Genomic DNA, 15,107 nt, shown 5'->3' on the forward strand with positions numbered 1-15,107 from the left:
TCGGTGAAGAGGAATGGGTCATCGCAGGCGTCGCGTCAGGCCGCGGCGGCGCGGGCGGCCGCGGCACGGCGGCCGAGCCACGCGTCGACCAGTTGCGCGAAGTTGCCGGCGACTTCGTCGATCAGCGCCTGGTCGTCGATCCGGCCGGCGAACCAGTTCAGCGACGCATCGGCCCACAGCGTGCGCCCGACCATGAAGCCCTTGACGATCGGGTTGGTCGCCGAGCGGAAGCTGTCGACGAGGTATTGCAGCGGCTGGTTCAGCCCGAGGATCACGGCGCCGCGGCAGTGCGGATCGCGCTCGGCGATCAGCGCGGCAAGTCGCGTCCAGCCGTCGGCGCTCAGCGGCGTGAGCTTCCACCATTCGGGCATCACGCCGAGGTTGTAGAAGCGCGCGATCGTGCGCAGCACCGCGTCGTCTTCGGTGCCGGCCGGCGTAACCGCGCGCGGCGGAATCATTTCCAGCAGCAACTCATTGCCGCTGGCGCGCGTGGCTTCCCACAGTTCCAGCACGCGCTGCTCCTGTTCGACGCGCAGGTCGACCTGGTCGTCCGGGTGATAGTGCACGAGGCACTTCACGACCTGTTCGGTCGGCCAGTGCGTGAGCGACGAGCCGACCGAGCGCGTTTCGTCGAAACGCAGCGGCCGCGAGCCCGGCAGCTCGACCGGGCGGCCGACCCACCAGCCGCGTCCGGTCGCCGACGCAAGCGCGTCGCTGCCGTAGCCGCCGCCGTCGATCAGCACGCCGACGTGGCCTTCGATATGACGATCGCGCTCGACCTGTTCGACCGCGCGCACGAGCAGGCGCTTCAGCGTCTTGATCCGCGCTTCGTCCGCGCCGGCCTGCACCGCAAGTTCGTAGAACTGGCTGCGATGGTCGAACGCCATCACGCACAGGTCGTCCCATTCGCGGCGCGGCACCGTCACGCGATGCAGGTGCGCGAGCGTGTGGTCGGCGTCGACCACCGGATTGCGGCTGCCGTCGAACCAGTGCGCGAGTTCGGCCGGCGTCGGCATCGCGGCCGAACACGCGTGGCGCGACACGACGATCGCGCCGCACGCGTTCGCGATGCGCGTCGACTCGGCCCAGTCGCGGCCGCGCAGCAGCCCCGACAGCAGGCCTGACAGGAACGCGTCGCCCGCGCCGAGCACGTTGAGCACCTCGACGCGTTCGCCGAGGAAGGTCGGCGCATCGTCGATGCGGGCGGGAATGTCGCCCTCGATCACGCAGCAGCCGAGCGCGCCGCGCTTGACGACCAGCGTCGCGTTCGTGATCTTGCGTACCGCCTGCAACGAGCCGATCACGTCGTGCGGCACGCCGCCCGCGATCAGGAATTCTTCCTCGGTGCCGACCAGCAGGTCGAATTCGCCGAGCACCTGCTGCAGCTGCCGCGTTACCTGCGCGTCCGGCACGTAGCGGTTTTCGCCCGCGCCACGTGAGGTCAGCCCCCACAGCACGGGCCGGTAGTCGATGTCGAGAATCCGCACGACGCCGTGGCGGCGCGCATAACCGAGTGCGGTCAGCGACGCTTCGCGCGTACCCGGCGTCGACAGGTGCGTGCCGGTGATCGCGAGCGCGCGGCAGCCGGCGATGAAGTCCTCGCTGATCTCGTCGGCACGCACGGCCATGTCCGCGCAGTTCTCGCGCACGAACAGCAGCGGGAACGTGTCGCGATCCTTCAGCCCGAGCAGCACCAGCGCGGTGAGGCGCTCGCGGTCGGTCTGCAGCTGGCTCGTGTCGCAGCCTTCGCGCTCGAGCGTCTCGCGCAGGAAGCGGCCCATCTGCTCGTCGCCGACGCGCGAGATCATCGCGGTCTTCAGCCCCAGCCGGGCCACGCCGAACGCGACGTTGCCGGACGAGCCGCCGAGATACATCTGGAAGCTGCGCGCGTCCTCCAGGCGGCTGCCGTACTGCTGCGCATAGAGATCCACGGCCACGCGGCCGAGGCAGGCGAGATCGATGGGGCGGTCACTCGGAAAGTTCAGCAGGCTCATATCACGTGTCACGCTCGCGGCCGGCGTTCGGCGATGCCGGCGGATTAGGGGACCGAACCTCTGGAGACGATCCGCACCGTGTACTGCACGACGTGGGACTGCCTGCCGCAAGGAATCGGGCTACGGAACGGAGTCTAGACTTTTTGGAAATCCAGTTCCCTAGGTGAAATCACGTAGAAATAAATTTCCAAAATTTCGAGGAAGTGATCTACAGTTTCATCCGGATGCTTCAGTCCCGATCGGACCAGATCGGACTCGGCCCGGCGGCGCGCAACGCGCCGTCTTCCGCCCCCCGGAGATGAGGAGACAGATTGATCATGAAGACCAAGCTGATGGCCGTCGCGGCCGCCGCGATCCTGGCTGCGCCGCTCGCGCATGCCGAGAAGATCGGCGTGACGATGGCGTCGTTCGACGACACGTTCCTGACCATCCTGCGTAACAGCATTACCGACGCAGCGAAGAAGGACGGCGCGACGGTGCAGATCGAGGACGGCGGCAACGACGTCGGCAAGCAGTTGAGCCAGGTCCAGAACATGATCGCGCAGAAGGTCGACGCGATCATCGTGAACGCGGTCGATACCGACGCGACGCCGAAGATCACCAAGATGGTGACCGCCGCGAAGATCCCGCTCGTGTACGTGAACCGCAAGCCGGTCGATTTCGACAAGCTGCCGGCCGGCGTCGCGGTCGTCGCGTCCGACGAGAAGCAGTCGGGCACGCTGCAGGCGCGCCAGGTGTGCAAGCTGCTCGGCGGCAAGGGCGACATCCTCGTGCTGATGGGCGAGCTGGCCAACGAATCGGCGCGTGCCCGCACGAAAGACATCGAGGACGTGATCGCGACGAAGGATTGCTCGGGCATGAAGATCGTCGACAAGCGCGAAGGCAAGTGGAGCCGCACGCAGGGCCAGGACATCACGATGAACTGGCTGAGCTCCGGCACGAAGTTCGACGCGATCATCTCCAACAACGACGAGATGGCGATCGGCGCGATCAACGCGCTGAAGGCCGCGCGCAAGCTGACGCCGAAGACGATCGTCGCCGGCATCGACGCGACGCCGGACGGCCTTGCGTCGATGAAGAGCGGCGAGCTGAAGGTGTCGGTGTACCAGAATGCAGCGGGGCAGGGCCAGCAGGCCGTCGCGGCCGCGCTCAAGCTCGCGAAGAAGCAGCCCGTCGACCGCTATGTGAACGTGCCGTTCGAGCTGGTGACGCCCGAGAACATGGCCCAGTACGCGAAGCACTGACCGGTGATCCGTTGACCTGCGCGGGCCCGGCATGGCCGGGTTCGCGCGCGACTTGTCGAGGAACGTCCATGTTTACAGCCAGAGTCGCGCGCCCGATGGCCGGCGACGATGCGCCGGCCGCTTCGTCCGGCTCGACCGGCTCGTCGGCCCCGCCGGCTTCTTCCGCGGCCGACTGCGTGCTCGAGGTACGCGGCGTCGGCAAGTCCTTTCCCGGCGTCGTTGCGCTCGACGGCGTGCAGTTCCGCGTGCGCCGCGGCACCGTCCATGCGCTGATGGGCGAGAACGGCGCGGGCAAGTCGACGCTGATGAAGATCATCGCCGGCGTCTACACGCCCGATCAGGGCGAGATCCTGATCAACGGCGAACCCGTCGTGCTGAACGGCCCGCTCGATGCGCTCGACCGCGGCATCGCGATGATTCACCAGGAACTCAACCTGATGCCGTACATGACGGTCGCGGAGAACATCTGGATCCGCCGCGAACCGAAGAACCGTTTCGGCCTGATCGATCACGCCGCGCTGCGGCGCCAGACGGCCGAGCTGTTCGAACGGCTGTCGATCGACATCGATCCGGAAACCGACGTGCGCACGCTGACGGTCGCGAGCCGCCAGATGGTCGAGATCGCGAAGGCCGTGTCGTTCGACTCCGACGTGCTGATCATGGACGAGCCGACTTCCGCGCTGACCGACAAGGAAGTCACGCACCTGTTCCGGATCATTCGCCAGCTGCGCGAGCAGGGCAAGGGCATCGTCTACATCACGCACAAGATGAACGAGCTGTTCGAGATCGCCGACGAGTTCTCGGTGTTCCGCGACGGCAAGTACATCGGTACGCACGCATCGAGCGACGTCACGCGCGACGACATCATCCGCATGATGGTCGGGCGCGAGATCACGCAGATGTTCCCGAAGGAAGAAGTGCCGATCGGCGACGTCGTGCTGTCGGTGAAGAACCTTGGCGTCGACGGCGTGTTCCGCGACGTGAGTTTCGAACTGCGCGCGGGCGAGATCCTCGGCGTGGCCGGCCTCGTCGGCTCGGGGCGTTCGAATGTCGCGGAGGCGCTGTTCGGCGTCGTGCCGGCCACGTCGGGCGAGATCCGGATCGACGGCAAGCCGGTGCGCATCACGACGCCCGGGCAGGCGATGAAGCACGGGATGGCCTTCCTCACCGAAGACCGCAAGGACACCGGCTGCTTCCTGAATCTCGACCTGCTCGCGAACATGGAAGCGGCGGTGCTCAGCAACCGCTACGTGAAGTTTAATTTCGTGCGGCAGGCGCAACTGAAACGCGACTGCGAGGAAATGAGCCGGATGCTGCGCGTGAAGTCGCCCGGGCTGCACGAGGAGATCCAGAACCTGTCGGGCGGCAACCAGCAGAAGGTGCTGATCGGCCGGTGGCTGCTTACGCAGCCGCGCATCCTGATCCTCGACGAACCGACGCGCGGCATCGACGTCGGCGCGAAGGCCGAAATCCACCGGCTCGTCAGCGCGCTCGCCGGCAAGGGCGTCGCGGTGCTGATGATCTCGTCGGAGATGCCGGAAGTGCTGGGAATGAGCGATCGCGTGATGGTGATGCACGAAGGGCGCATGACCGGCATCGTCGATCGCAAGGACGCCGACCAGGTCCGCATCATGGATCTCGCGTCGCGCTGAGCCGAACCAAGATTGGAGACAAGGAAATGGGCAACATGAACCCGGTCGCGGATGCGCAGACCATGACCATCAAGACGCGGCACACGAAGTGGCCGCCCGAGCTGAGCATCTTCCTGGTGCTCGTCGGCATCAGCCTGTTCTTCGAGATCGTCGGCTGGATCGTCGTCGGCCAGAGCTTCCTGTTCAACACCGAGCGGCTCGAGATCATCGTGCTGCAGATGGCCGTGATCGGCATCATCGCGGTCGGCGTGAACCTCGTGATCATCACCAGCGGGATCGACCTGTCGTCGGGCTCGGTCGTGGCCGCCGCGGCAGTCGTGTCGGCGAGTCTCGCGCAGGTGTCCGACTTCCCGCGCGCGGTGTTTCCGCATCTCACCGACCTGCCGATCATCTGGCCCGTGCTGGCCGGCGTGTGCGTCGGGCTGCTGGTCGGCCTGCTGAACGGCTCGCTGATCGCGATGACGGGCATCCCGCCGTTCATCGCGACGCTCGGCACGATGGTCGCCGCGCGCGGCTTTGCGAAGTGGTTCACCAACGGGATGCCGGTGTCGATGTTGACCGACCAGTTCGCGGCCATCGGCGCGGGCGCCAACCCGGTGATCATCTTCCTCGTGATCGCCGCGATCTTCCACGTCGTGCTGCGCTACACGCGCTTCGGCAAGTACACGTATGCGATCGGTGCGAATCGTCACGCAGCTGTCGTGTCGGGCATCAACGTCACGCGCCACCTGATCTTCGTCTACGCGATCGCGGGCCTCCTGAGCGGGATCGCCGGCACCGTGACGGCCGCGCGTGCGATCTCGGGCCAGTCGGGCATGGGCGTGATGTACGAGCTCGATGCGATCGCGGCCGTCGTGATCGGCGGCACGTCGCTGTCGGGCGGCCTCGGCCGCGTGACGGGCACCGTGATCGGCGTGCTGATCCTCGGCGTGATGACGTCGGGCTTCACGTTCATCCGCATCGACGCGTATTACCAGGAGATGGTCAAGGGCGCGATCATCGTCGCGGCCGTGATCGCCGACCAGTACCGCAACAAGAAGAAGCGCCGCTGACCCGTCAAGCATCGTCGGGCGAGGGCGGCACGTGCCGCCGCCTTGGTCCGGCACCCGCCACCGTCGAGGACATTCGATGAAGATCGCGCTGGACCCCTACATGATTCGCCACCTGCCGCTCGACCGCCTGCCGCACGCGGTGGCCGAGCTCGGCTACGACCAGATCGAGCTGTCGCCGCGCAGCGACTTTCTCGACTGGTGGGTGATGCCGCGCGCGACGCGTGAGCGGATGGCCGCGTTCCGGCAGGCGATGCGCGCGAGCGGCGTCGGCCTCGCTTCGCTGCAGCCGATGTACCGCTGGGCGAGCCCGTTCGAGGACGAGCGGCAATGGGCGGTGCGCTGCTGGAAGAAGGCGATCGAGGTGGCGGTCGAGATGGAGTGCGCGCTGATGGTGTCGGAGTTCGGGCGCGGCGCGTCGCCCGAGCGCTCGGTCGGCGAACGGCCGGGCGCGAACCCGAAGGAACTGTGCGAAGCCGCGTGGTTCCGGTCGATGGACGAGCTGCTGCCGATCCTCGAGCGCGAACGCATCGTGCTGTCGGTCGAGCCGCATCCGGAGGACTGGATCGAGCAGCTGCAGCCCGCGATGGACATCGTCACGAATATCGGCTCGCCGTCGCTGAAGCTGTCGTACATCGCGCCGCACACGTTCTACTACGGCGACGACATGGCCGCGATGATCGCGCAGGCCGCGCCGATCCTCGCACACGTGCGCGTGGCCGACACCTTCGACCACCGCAAGAGCAGCCAGCTGCGCTACATCGTGAACCCACCGGGTTCGAACCAGATCCGCGTGCACCAGCATCTCGACATCGGGCAGGGCGAGATCGACTGGGACGTGTTCTTTCGCGCGCTCGGCGCGGCAGGCTTCGACGGCGTGATGTCGTCGTGCGTGTTCGCGTGGGAGGACCGCGCGGAAGCGTCGTCGCGCTACATGCGCGACGCGATCCAGCGCTACGTCGATCGTCATTTCGATCGCACGGCGCGCTGACGAATGACTGACCGGTGCGGCGCGTGCCGCACCGCCAATGAACGACTGGAGACTTTTAGATGACCTTGCAAATCGGCGTGATCGGCTGCGGTGCGATCGGCCAGGACCATATTCGCCGACTGACCCGCACGCTGTCCGGCGCGCGTGTCGTGGCCGTCAACGACATCGATCCGCAGCAGGCGCGCGACGCGGTGACGAAGTACGGGCTCGACGCCGAGATCTACGGCGACGGCCACGAGGTGGTCGCGGCCGCCGACGTGCAGGCCGTGCTCGTCACGTCGTGGGGGCCGACGCATGAAGCGTTCGTGCTCGATGCGATCGCGCACGGCAAGCCCGTGTTCTGCGAGAAGCCGCTCGCCGTCACGGCCGAAGGCTGCATGCGGATCGTCGAAGCCGAAGTCGCGCACGGCAAGCGGCTCGTGCAGGTCGGCTTCATGCGGCCGTACGACGAAGGCTATCGCGCGCTGAAGCGCGTGATCGACAGCGGCGAGATCGGCGCGCCGCTGATGCTGCATTGCGCGCACCGCAACCAGTCGGTCGGCGAGCGCTACACGACCGACATGGCGATCACCGATACGCTGATCCACGAACTCGACGTGCTGCGCTGGCTGCTCGGCGAGGACTACGTGAGCACGCAGGTCGTCTATCCGAAGAAGACGCGTCATGCATCCTCGCATCTCGCCGATCCGCAGATCGTGCTGCTGGAAACCGCGAGTGGCGTACGCATCGACGTCGAGATCTTCGTGAACTGCCAGTACGGCTATGACATCCAGTGCGAGGTGGTGGGTGAGCAGGGCATCGCGAAGCTGCCCGATCCGCCGGCTGTCGGGCTCAAGCATGGGGCGCGGCAATCGGTCGAGATCATGACCGACTGGAAGGAACGCTTCATCGCGTCGTACGACGTCGAGCTGCAGGCGTTCATCGACGGCGTGCGTGCGCACGCGCTCACCGGGCCGTCGGCCTGGGACGGCTACGCGGCGGCGGTCGCGGCCGACGCCTGCGTGCGTGCGCAGAAGAGCGGGGCGGTCGAGCCGATCGCGATGGCCGAACGCCCTGCGTTCTACCGCGGCTGAACCGCAGCCGCCTATCTGCCGGACTGACCGACATGACGATGAAGATGGGTTGCGCACCGTGCTGCTGGGGTGTCGACGACGTGAAGAACCCGCACTTGCCGCCGTGGCGGCAGGTGCTTGCCGAAGCTGCCTCGGCCGGCTACTCGGGCATCGAGCTCGGGCCGTACGGCTACATCCCGCTCGAACTCGACGTGGTGAGTGCCGAGCTGGAGCGACAGCGCCTGAGCATCACGGCCGGCACGATTTTCGACGATCTGGTGTCGCCCGAGAATCTGCCGAACCTGCTGCGCCAGACGCGCGACATCTGCGCGCTGATCACGCGGCTGCCGAAACTGCCGACGCAGGACGGCCAGCGCTACGCGGCGCCGTACCTGGTCGTGATGGACTGGGGCCACGAGGAACGCGACTACGCGGCCGGTCATGGCGATCGTGCGCCGCGGCTGTCGGACGAAAGCTGGGCGGCGATGGTCGGGCACATCCGGCAGATCGCGACGATCGCACGCGACGAATTCGGCGTGCGCACGGTGATTCATCCGCATGCGGGCGGCTACATCGAGTTCGCTGACGAGATCGACCGGATCGTCGCCGACGTGCCGGCCGACACGGCCGGCCTCTGTCTCGACACGGGCCACCTGTACTACTCGGGCATGGACCCGGAGGCCTGGCTGCGCCGCCACGCGGCGCGTCTCGACTACGTGCATTTCAAGGACATCGACGCGGCCGTGTACGACGCGGTGATGGGCGAGCACATCGCGTTCTTCGCTGCCTGCGCGCGCGGCGTGATGTGCCCGATCGGCACCGGCGTGCTCGACTACCGGTCGATCCGGCAGGCGCTCGACGACATCGCCTACGCGGGCTACATCACGATCGAGCAGGAACGCGACCCGCGCAATGCCGGCACGAGCTTGCGCGACGTCGCCGCGAGCCGCGCGTTTCTCGCGTCGGCCGGCTTCGCATGATGCGGCGCACCCTGCACCCCCTGAACTGAACACGGACCTGGAACACTACCATCATGATTGACGGACAGATTCTGCTTGGACATTCGATTCGCTGGGGCATGGTCGGCGGCGGGCTCGGCAGCCAGATCGGCTACAGCCACCGGTCGGCCGCGTTGCGCGACGGCAGCTTCCAGCTGGTCGCCGGCGCGTTCGACATCGACCCCGAACGCGGCCGCCAGTTCGGCGTGAAGCTCGGCGTCGCGGCCGAGCGCTGCTATTCCGACTACGCGACGATGTTCGACGCCGAGGCGCGCCGCCCGGACGGCATCCGCGCGGTGTCGATCGCGACGCCGAACAACACGCACTTCGAGATCTGCCGCGCGGCGCTGAACGCGGGGCTGCACGTGGTGTGCGAGAAGCCGCTGTGCTTCACGACCGAGGAAGCCGAAGCGCTGGAGCGGCTGTCGGTCGAGAAGAATCTGATTGTCGGCGTCGCGTACGGTTATTCCGGACACCAGATGATCGAACAGGCGCGCGAGATGATCGCGCGCGGCGATCTCGGCGAGATCCGCATCGTGCAGATGCAGTTCGCGCACGGGTTCCACAGCGAGGGTGTCGAGGCCGCGAGCGCGGCTGCGCGCTGGCGCGTCGACCCGAAGTTCGCGGGCCCGAGCTATGTGCTCGGCGACATCGGCACGCATCCGCTGTACATCTCCGAAGTGATGGCGCCCGAACTGAAGATCCGCCGCCTGATGTGTTCGCGGCAGAGCTTCGTGAAGAGCCGCGCGCCGCTGGAAGACAACGCGTTCACGATCATGGAATACGACACGGGCGCGGTCGGCTACGTGTGGTCGAGCGCGGTGAACGCGGGCTCGATGCACAGCCAGAAGGTGCGCGTGATCGGCTCGAAGGCGAGCGTCGAGTGGTGGGACGAGCATCCGAACCAGTTGCGCTACGAAGTGCAGGGGCAGCCCGCGCAGGTGCTCGATCGCGGGATGGGTTATCTGCATCCGCACGCATTGCGCGAGGATCGCATCGGCGCCGGGCATCCGGAAGGGCTGTTCGAGGCCTGGTCGAATCTCTATGCGCGCTTCGCGCTCGCGATGGATGCGGCCGATCGTGGCGACACCGCGGCGTTGAAGAACATCCGCTATCCGGACGTCCACGCGGGTGTGGAAGGCGTGCGCTGGGTCGAGAACTGCGTGCGCTCCGCCGATGCCGGCGGCGTGTGGATCGACTATCGTTGAACCGGCGGCACGGGCCGGCTGAGGCGCGCTGCGCGCCCGTCGCGCAAGGCTTCGCACCGACGGCCGGCCTTGGTAGACACCCTAATCTTTACGACGCCGCGAGAGCGTTGGACAATCGCTTCCAGTATTGCCGTGGAGCGTAGGCAAGTGATGATCGAGCGCGTGGGAGCGAGCACGCGGCGCGGGCCGCGCCGCAAACGTGTTTAAATTCGCCCTTCATGCATGTATCCAGGTGAGCCCCGGGCCGCGTTCGTCAACCTCGCGCGCACGTCGGGGCCGTCAACTTCGCGCTATCCGATGAGTTCATCCGAGAAACCTCCCGCCACCGTCGAGCAGTTCCTGCAGCACCTGACGCAGGAGTACGACGGCCTCAGCAATCGCCTGAAGGTGATTGCGCGCCACGTGGAAACGCATCGGGACCAGCTTGGCCTGGAAGGCATCCAGTCGCTCGCGGAAGCGTGCGGCGTCCAGCCGTCGGCCGTCGTGCGTTTCGCGAAGCACTTCGGCTTTTCCGGCTTCTCCGAGATGCAGCGGCTGTTCCGCGAAGGGATCGCCCAGCAGATCGCGCCGGGACGCGCGTACAACCTGCGGCTGCGCGACGTGATCGAAGCGGGCTCGTCGAGCCTGCAGCCCGAGCAGATCGCCGACGAGTTCATCAAGGGCAGCATCGCCGGGATGCAGCAGCTGCGGCAAACGCTCGATTCGCAGGCGCTCGCGCAGGCCGTCGACCTGCTCGCCGAGACGCAGGCGATCTGGATCGCGGGTTCGCGGCGCGCGTTTCCGATTGCCGTGTACCTCGACTATGCGCTGCAGCACACCGACAAGCGCATCGGCCTGTTCAGCGCGCTCGGCAGCATGCATCTCGGGCAGATCCGCTCGGTGCGCGAGGGCGACGTGATGATCGTCATCTCGTTCATGCCGTATGCGGAGGAAACGGTGCAGGTCGCGCAGCAGGCCGTGCAGCGCGGCGCGCGGCTGATCGCGATCACCGACAGCCGGATGAGCCCGCTGGCGCGGGAGGCCGAGGTGACGCTGATGGTGCAGGACAGCGCGACATTCGGCTTCCGCGCACTGACCGCCACGATGGGGCTTGCGCAGAGCCTGTTCGTCGCGCTCGCGTACCGGCTCGAACTGTCGTACCTGCCGACCGCCGACGGCGCGCACGGCACGAAGGCCGGCTGACGCATCCTGCCGGCGCACCGCCCGCGTGACAGCGCAGCGGGCGGCGTGCCGTCAGGCGGTTACTTCGCGGTCGGCATCGCGAATTCGGCACCCTTGCCGATGCTCGACGACCAGCGCTGCATCACCGACTTCTGGCGCGTGTAGAAGCGCACGCCTTCCTCGCCGTACGCGTGCATGTCGCCGAACAGGCTCTTCTTCCAGCCGCCGAAGCCGTGCCACGCCATCGGCACCGGAATCGGCACGTTGATGCCGACCATCCCGACCTGAATGCGCCGCGAGAACTCGCGCGCGATGCCGCCGTCGCTCGTGAAGCACGACACGCCGTTGCCGAATTCGTGCGCGTTGATCAGGTCGACCGCCTCGCCGAAATCCTTCACGCGCACGCAGCCGAGCACGGGCCCGAAGATTTCTTCCTTGTAGATGCGCATGTCGGGTGTCACATGATCGAACAGCGTGCCGCCGGTGAAGAAGCCTGCCTCGCGGCCCGGCACGCGCAGCCCGCGGCCGTCGACCACCAGTTGCGCGCCTTCGTTCACGCCTTGCTCGATGTAGCCTTCGATGCGCTTCAACGCCTCGCCGGTGACGATCGGGCCCATCTCGACTTCCGGCGACATGCCGTCGCCGATCACCAGCTTGCGCGCGCGTTCGGCCACCAGCGGCACGATCTTGTCCGCAATGTCGCCCACCAGCACCGCGACGCTGATCGCCATGCAGCGTTCGCCGGCCGAGCCGTACGCGGCGCCGATCAGCGCGTCGACCGCCTGCTCGAGGTTCGCGTCGGGCATCACGACGAGATGGTTCTTCGCGCCGCCGAGCGCCTGCACGCGCTTGCCCGACTGCACCGCGCGCTGCTGTACGTAGGCCGCGATCGGCGTCGAACCGACGAAGCTGACGGCCTGCACGTCGGGGTGGTCGAGCAGCGCGTCGACCGCGCCCTTGTCGCCCTGCACGACGTTGAACACGCCGGCCGGCAGCCCGGCCTGCGTGAGCAGGTCGGCGATGAACAGCGCAGCCGACGGATCGCGCTCGCTCGGCTTCAGCACGAACGTGTTGCCCGTCGCGATCGCGACCGGGAACATCCAGCACGGCACCATGCACGGGAAGTTGAACGGCGTGATGCCCGCGACGACGCCGAGCGGCTGGCGCATCGTCCAGTTGTCGATGCCGGTGCTGACCTGGTCGGTGAAGTCGCCCTTCAGGAGCTGCGGCACGCCGCAGGCGAATTCGATGATGTCGATGCCGCGGGCGACTTCGCCCTGCGCGTCGGAGAACACCTTGCCGTGCTCGGCCGTGATGATCGCCGCGAGGGCGTCGCGGTGCTCGTTCATCAGTTGCAGGAAGCGATGCATGACGCGCGCGCGGCGGATCGGCGGCGTCGCGGCCCAGGCCGGGAACGCGGCGTTGGCCGACGCGACGGCCTGCTGCACTTCGTTGTCATCGGCGAGCGCCACGCGGCGCACCGCACGGCCGAGCGCGGGGTTGAGGACGTCCTGGAAGCGGCCGCTGCGGCCGGCGACGGGCGCGCCGTCGACATAGTGGCCGACGTCGGCGTCGGAGGTGTACGCGGGAACCGGATTCATCGTGTCTCCTGGGGGATCGGGTGAGGGTGGACAGCGCCCAGTCTAGGCAAACGCGCAGGGCGGGAGAAGGCCGCGCAGCTTGATTCACTGTTCAGAATTCTGAATAATCACCGGATGAATCAGCAAAATGTCCAGGCGCTCTGGCCGCATATCCATTCGCTGACGGTGCTGGCCGCGGCCGGCAGTTTCACCGCCGCCGCGCAGCGGCTCGGCATCAGCAAGGCCGCGATGAGCCAGCGCATCGCCGATCTCGAAAAGGCCGCCGGCGTGCCGCTCGTGCGTCGCACGACACGCAGCGTGCGGCTCACCGACGCGGGCCAGACGCTCGTCGACAGCACGCGCGACGCGTTCGAGTCGATCGGGCAGCACTTTGCGCGCGTGAAGGATCTCGCCGGAGAACCGCGCGGCCTGCTGCGCCTGACGGTGCCGGTCGCGCTCGGGCGCCAGCAGGTCGTGCCGCACCTGCCCGATTTCCTGCGGCAGCATCCGGGCGTGCAGATCGAGCTCGACCTGTCGGACCGGCTGCATTCGCTGACGCAGGAGGGTTTCGACCTCGCGATCCGCCATACAACCACTGCGCCGCAAACCCACGTCGCGTGGAAGCTGTGCGATACGCGTTCGCTGCTCGTCGCGAGCCGCGACTACCTCGACGCGCGCGGCGCGCCGCGCCACCCGAGCGAGCTCGTCGATCACAGCTGCCTGTGCTACCTGCGCGACAACGAGCCGGCCGCCTGGAGTTTCGAGCCGCACGGCCGGCGGCGCGAGCGTGTGAGCGTGCCGGTGCGCGGCAGCTTCGCGGCGAACAACAGCGAGGCGATGCGCGAGGCCGCGCTCGGCGGGCTCGGCATCGCGCTGCTACCGGATTTCAGCGCGCAGCGCGACCTTGACGCCGGCCGGCTGGTCGCGTTGCTCGACGGCTGGCGGCCGTCGGGCGCGTTCGGCGACCACATCTTCGCGATCCGCCCGTACAGCCCGGTCGTGCCGAGCGCGGTGCGCGCGCTCGTTCGGCACCTGCGCGAACGGCTTGCGGGCGGCTTTTCGGGCACCTGAGCCCGGCGGCGCGGGCGCCGGGCTGCTGCCGGCCCGGGCAGGCAAGGCGGCGCTGCGGTAAAATCCCGGCTTCTCTCCGCGCCTTGAATGGCGCGTCATTCGAAGGTCGACAGCCGATGCAGATTCACAAGGAAGTGGACGCGCGCGGGCTCAATTGCCCGTTGCCGATCCTGCGTGCCAAGAAAGCGCTCGCCGATATGGAAAGCGGGCAAATCCTCAAGGTGCTCGCGACCGATCCTGGCTCGCAGCGCGATTTCGCCGCGTTCGCGAAGCAGACGGGCAACGAGATCGTCGAATCGACGACGCAGGACAAGACCTTCGTGTTCCTGATGCGCCGCCGTTGACGGCCCGCATCACGGTGCAGGCAGCGCCTGGCGCCGGCCACACTTTTCTGACAATTCTTAAACCTCGCTTCGTGATCGGCTGCGTATACTGACCCGGCCGGTCGTCCGCTCCCAGCGGATGCGCCGGCCACGGTACGTCGTACGGCGGGCACGGGGGCCATGCCTGACGCTACCGTCGTACAACGGGGAGAGGACATGTCCTTCAGACCAGGGACCATTCGAAGTCCGTCCGGAGCGGAACGCAGCGTATCGGGACTGAGCCGTATCGAGCTCGACCCGCAACAGGATCGCCACGCGCGTGCCGCGCTGGAGGCCTACGCGGATTCGGCCGCGGCCGAGATGCCGTGGCTGGCCGAGTGGCTCGACGAACGGCTGCGCGATGCCGCGCAGGACGACGGCTCGGGCCTGACCTACTGCGGTGCGACGATCGAGCGTGTGTTCGATCTGGCGCAGGCGTGGGCGGCGAGCCAGCCGGACTACGCGGCCACCGCGTGGGAGCGCGTGCGCGGCCAGCTGCAGCGGATGCTTGTACAACCGGCGCGTCCGGAGCCGCTGTCGCATCGCGTACAGGCCGACGACGTTGCCGAGCCGGTGGCGGGCTTCACCGGCGCCGATTAGGCGCTCGATTGCGCGGCAGGAAGGATTATTCGAAGAAAAGACGATAGTCCGCGCAATTTATTGGCGAATTTCATACTACTATGATGAAATCGCCGGTTCGTCCGTGCCCCGTTTTTGAGATATTTAGCCGGGGTCGCCGGTTTGC

Annotated in this window: 13 protein-coding genes; 11 read left to right on the top strand and 2 right to left on the bottom strand. The window is 67.3% G+C overall.

All coding sequences use genetic code 11. The features are described 5' to 3' along the window. Window positions 1-35: 35 nt before the first annotated feature. Window positions 36-1,994 (bottom strand): bifunctional 5-dehydro-2-deoxygluconokinase/5-dehydro-2-deoxyphosphogluconate aldolase, encoded by a 1,959-nt coding sequence (locus BCEP18194_RS12935; RefSeq protein ID WP_011351733.1) that lies wholly within the window; start codon window positions 1,992-1,994, stop codon window positions 36-38. A 317-nt stretch (window positions 1,995-2,311) separates the two neighbouring features. Here BCEP18194_RS12935 and BCEP18194_RS12940 point away from each other — a divergent pair, with 317 nt between their 5' ends. The 8 genes from BCEP18194_RS12940 to BCEP18194_RS12975 all read left to right on the top strand — a co-directional run bounded on the left by BCEP18194_RS12940 (window position 2,312) and on the right by BCEP18194_RS12975 (window position 11,370). Beyond that, the gene (locus tag BCEP18194_RS12940) at window positions 2,312-3,238 is read left to right on the top strand and encodes a sugar ABC transporter substrate-binding protein (RefSeq protein WP_011351734.1); all 927 of its coding nucleotides are present in this window, start codon (window positions 2,312-2,314) and stop codon (window positions 3,236-3,238) included. A 68-nt stretch (window positions 3,239-3,306) separates the two neighbouring features. Then, window positions 3,307-4,890: a sugar ABC transporter ATP-binding protein gene (locus BCEP18194_RS12945; protein ID WP_011351735.1), complete on the top strand. Its 1,584-nt coding sequence runs from the start codon at window positions 3,307-3,309 to the stop codon at window positions 4,888-4,890. Window positions 4,891-4,916: 26 nt separating this feature from the next. Continuing rightward, entirely contained in the window at window positions 4,917-5,942 is a 1,026-nt protein-coding gene (locus BCEP18194_RS12950; protein WP_011351736.1) for an ABC transporter permease, read from the top strand. Window positions 5,943-6,018: 76 nt separating this feature from the next. After that, on the top strand, window positions 6,019-6,930 hold the full coding sequence (locus BCEP18194_RS12955) for a sugar phosphate isomerase/epimerase family protein (RefSeq protein WP_011351737.1): 912 nt from the start codon (window positions 6,019-6,021) through the stop codon (window positions 6,928-6,930). Window positions 6,931-6,989: 59 nt separating this feature from the next. Beyond that, window positions 6,990-8,003: a Gfo/Idh/MocA family protein gene (locus BCEP18194_RS12960; RefSeq protein ID WP_011351738.1), complete on the top strand. Its 1,014-nt coding sequence runs from the start codon at window positions 6,990-6,992 to the stop codon at window positions 8,001-8,003. A 32-nt stretch (window positions 8,004-8,035) separates the two neighbouring features. Further along, the gene (locus tag BCEP18194_RS12965) at window positions 8,036-8,962 is read left to right on the top strand and encodes a TIM barrel protein (RefSeq protein WP_011351739.1); all 927 of its coding nucleotides are present in this window, start codon (window positions 8,036-8,038) and stop codon (window positions 8,960-8,962) included. A gap of 53 nt (window positions 8,963-9,015) precedes the next feature. Then, a complete protein-coding gene (locus BCEP18194_RS12970; protein ID WP_011351740.1) occupies window positions 9,016-10,188 on the top strand; it encodes a Gfo/Idh/MocA family protein in 1,173 nt (390 codons plus the stop codon). A 297-nt stretch (window positions 10,189-10,485) separates the two neighbouring features. After that, a complete protein-coding gene (locus BCEP18194_RS12975) occupies window positions 10,486-11,370 on the top strand; it encodes a MurR/RpiR family transcriptional regulator (RefSeq protein ID WP_041493057.1) in 885 nt (294 codons plus the stop codon). A 59-nt stretch (window positions 11,371-11,429) separates the two neighbouring features. On the opposite strand, the gene BCEP18194_RS12980 is transcribed toward BCEP18194_RS12975, so the two are convergent. Then, window positions 11,430-12,950 carry a CoA-acylating methylmalonate-semialdehyde dehydrogenase gene (locus tag BCEP18194_RS12980; protein WP_011351742.1) on the bottom strand — a complete coding sequence of 507 codons (1,521 nt, stop codon included), beginning with the start codon at window positions 12,948-12,950 and terminating at the stop codon, window positions 11,430-11,432. Between the two features lie 114 nt (window positions 12,951-13,064). Between BCEP18194_RS12980 and BCEP18194_RS12985 the strand changes: the two genes are divergently transcribed. The 3 genes from BCEP18194_RS12985 (at window position 13,065) to BCEP18194_RS12995 (ending at window position 14,962) form a co-directional block, all read left to right on the top strand. After that, window positions 13,065-14,000 carry a LysR family transcriptional regulator gene (locus BCEP18194_RS12985; protein ID WP_011351743.1) on the top strand — a complete coding sequence of 312 codons (936 nt, stop codon included), beginning with the start codon at window positions 13,065-13,067 and terminating at the stop codon, window positions 13,998-14,000. Window positions 14,001-14,116: 116 nt separating this feature from the next. After that, the gene (locus BCEP18194_RS12990) at window positions 14,117-14,344 is read left to right on the top strand and encodes a sulfurtransferase TusA family protein (protein ID WP_006402122.1); all 228 of its coding nucleotides are present in this window, start codon (window positions 14,117-14,119) and stop codon (window positions 14,342-14,344) included. Between the two features lie 195 nt (window positions 14,345-14,539). Continuing rightward, on the top strand, window positions 14,540-14,962 hold the full coding sequence (locus BCEP18194_RS12995) for a hypothetical protein (protein ID WP_011351744.1): 423 nt from the start codon (window positions 14,540-14,542) through the stop codon (window positions 14,960-14,962). The last annotated feature ends 145 nt before the right edge of the window (window positions 14,963-15,107 follow it).

Origin of the sequence: Burkholderia lata (assembly GCF_000012945.1) — a bacterium.
Taxonomy (GTDB): Bacteria; Pseudomonadota; Gammaproteobacteria; order Burkholderiales; family Burkholderiaceae; genus Burkholderia; species Burkholderia lata.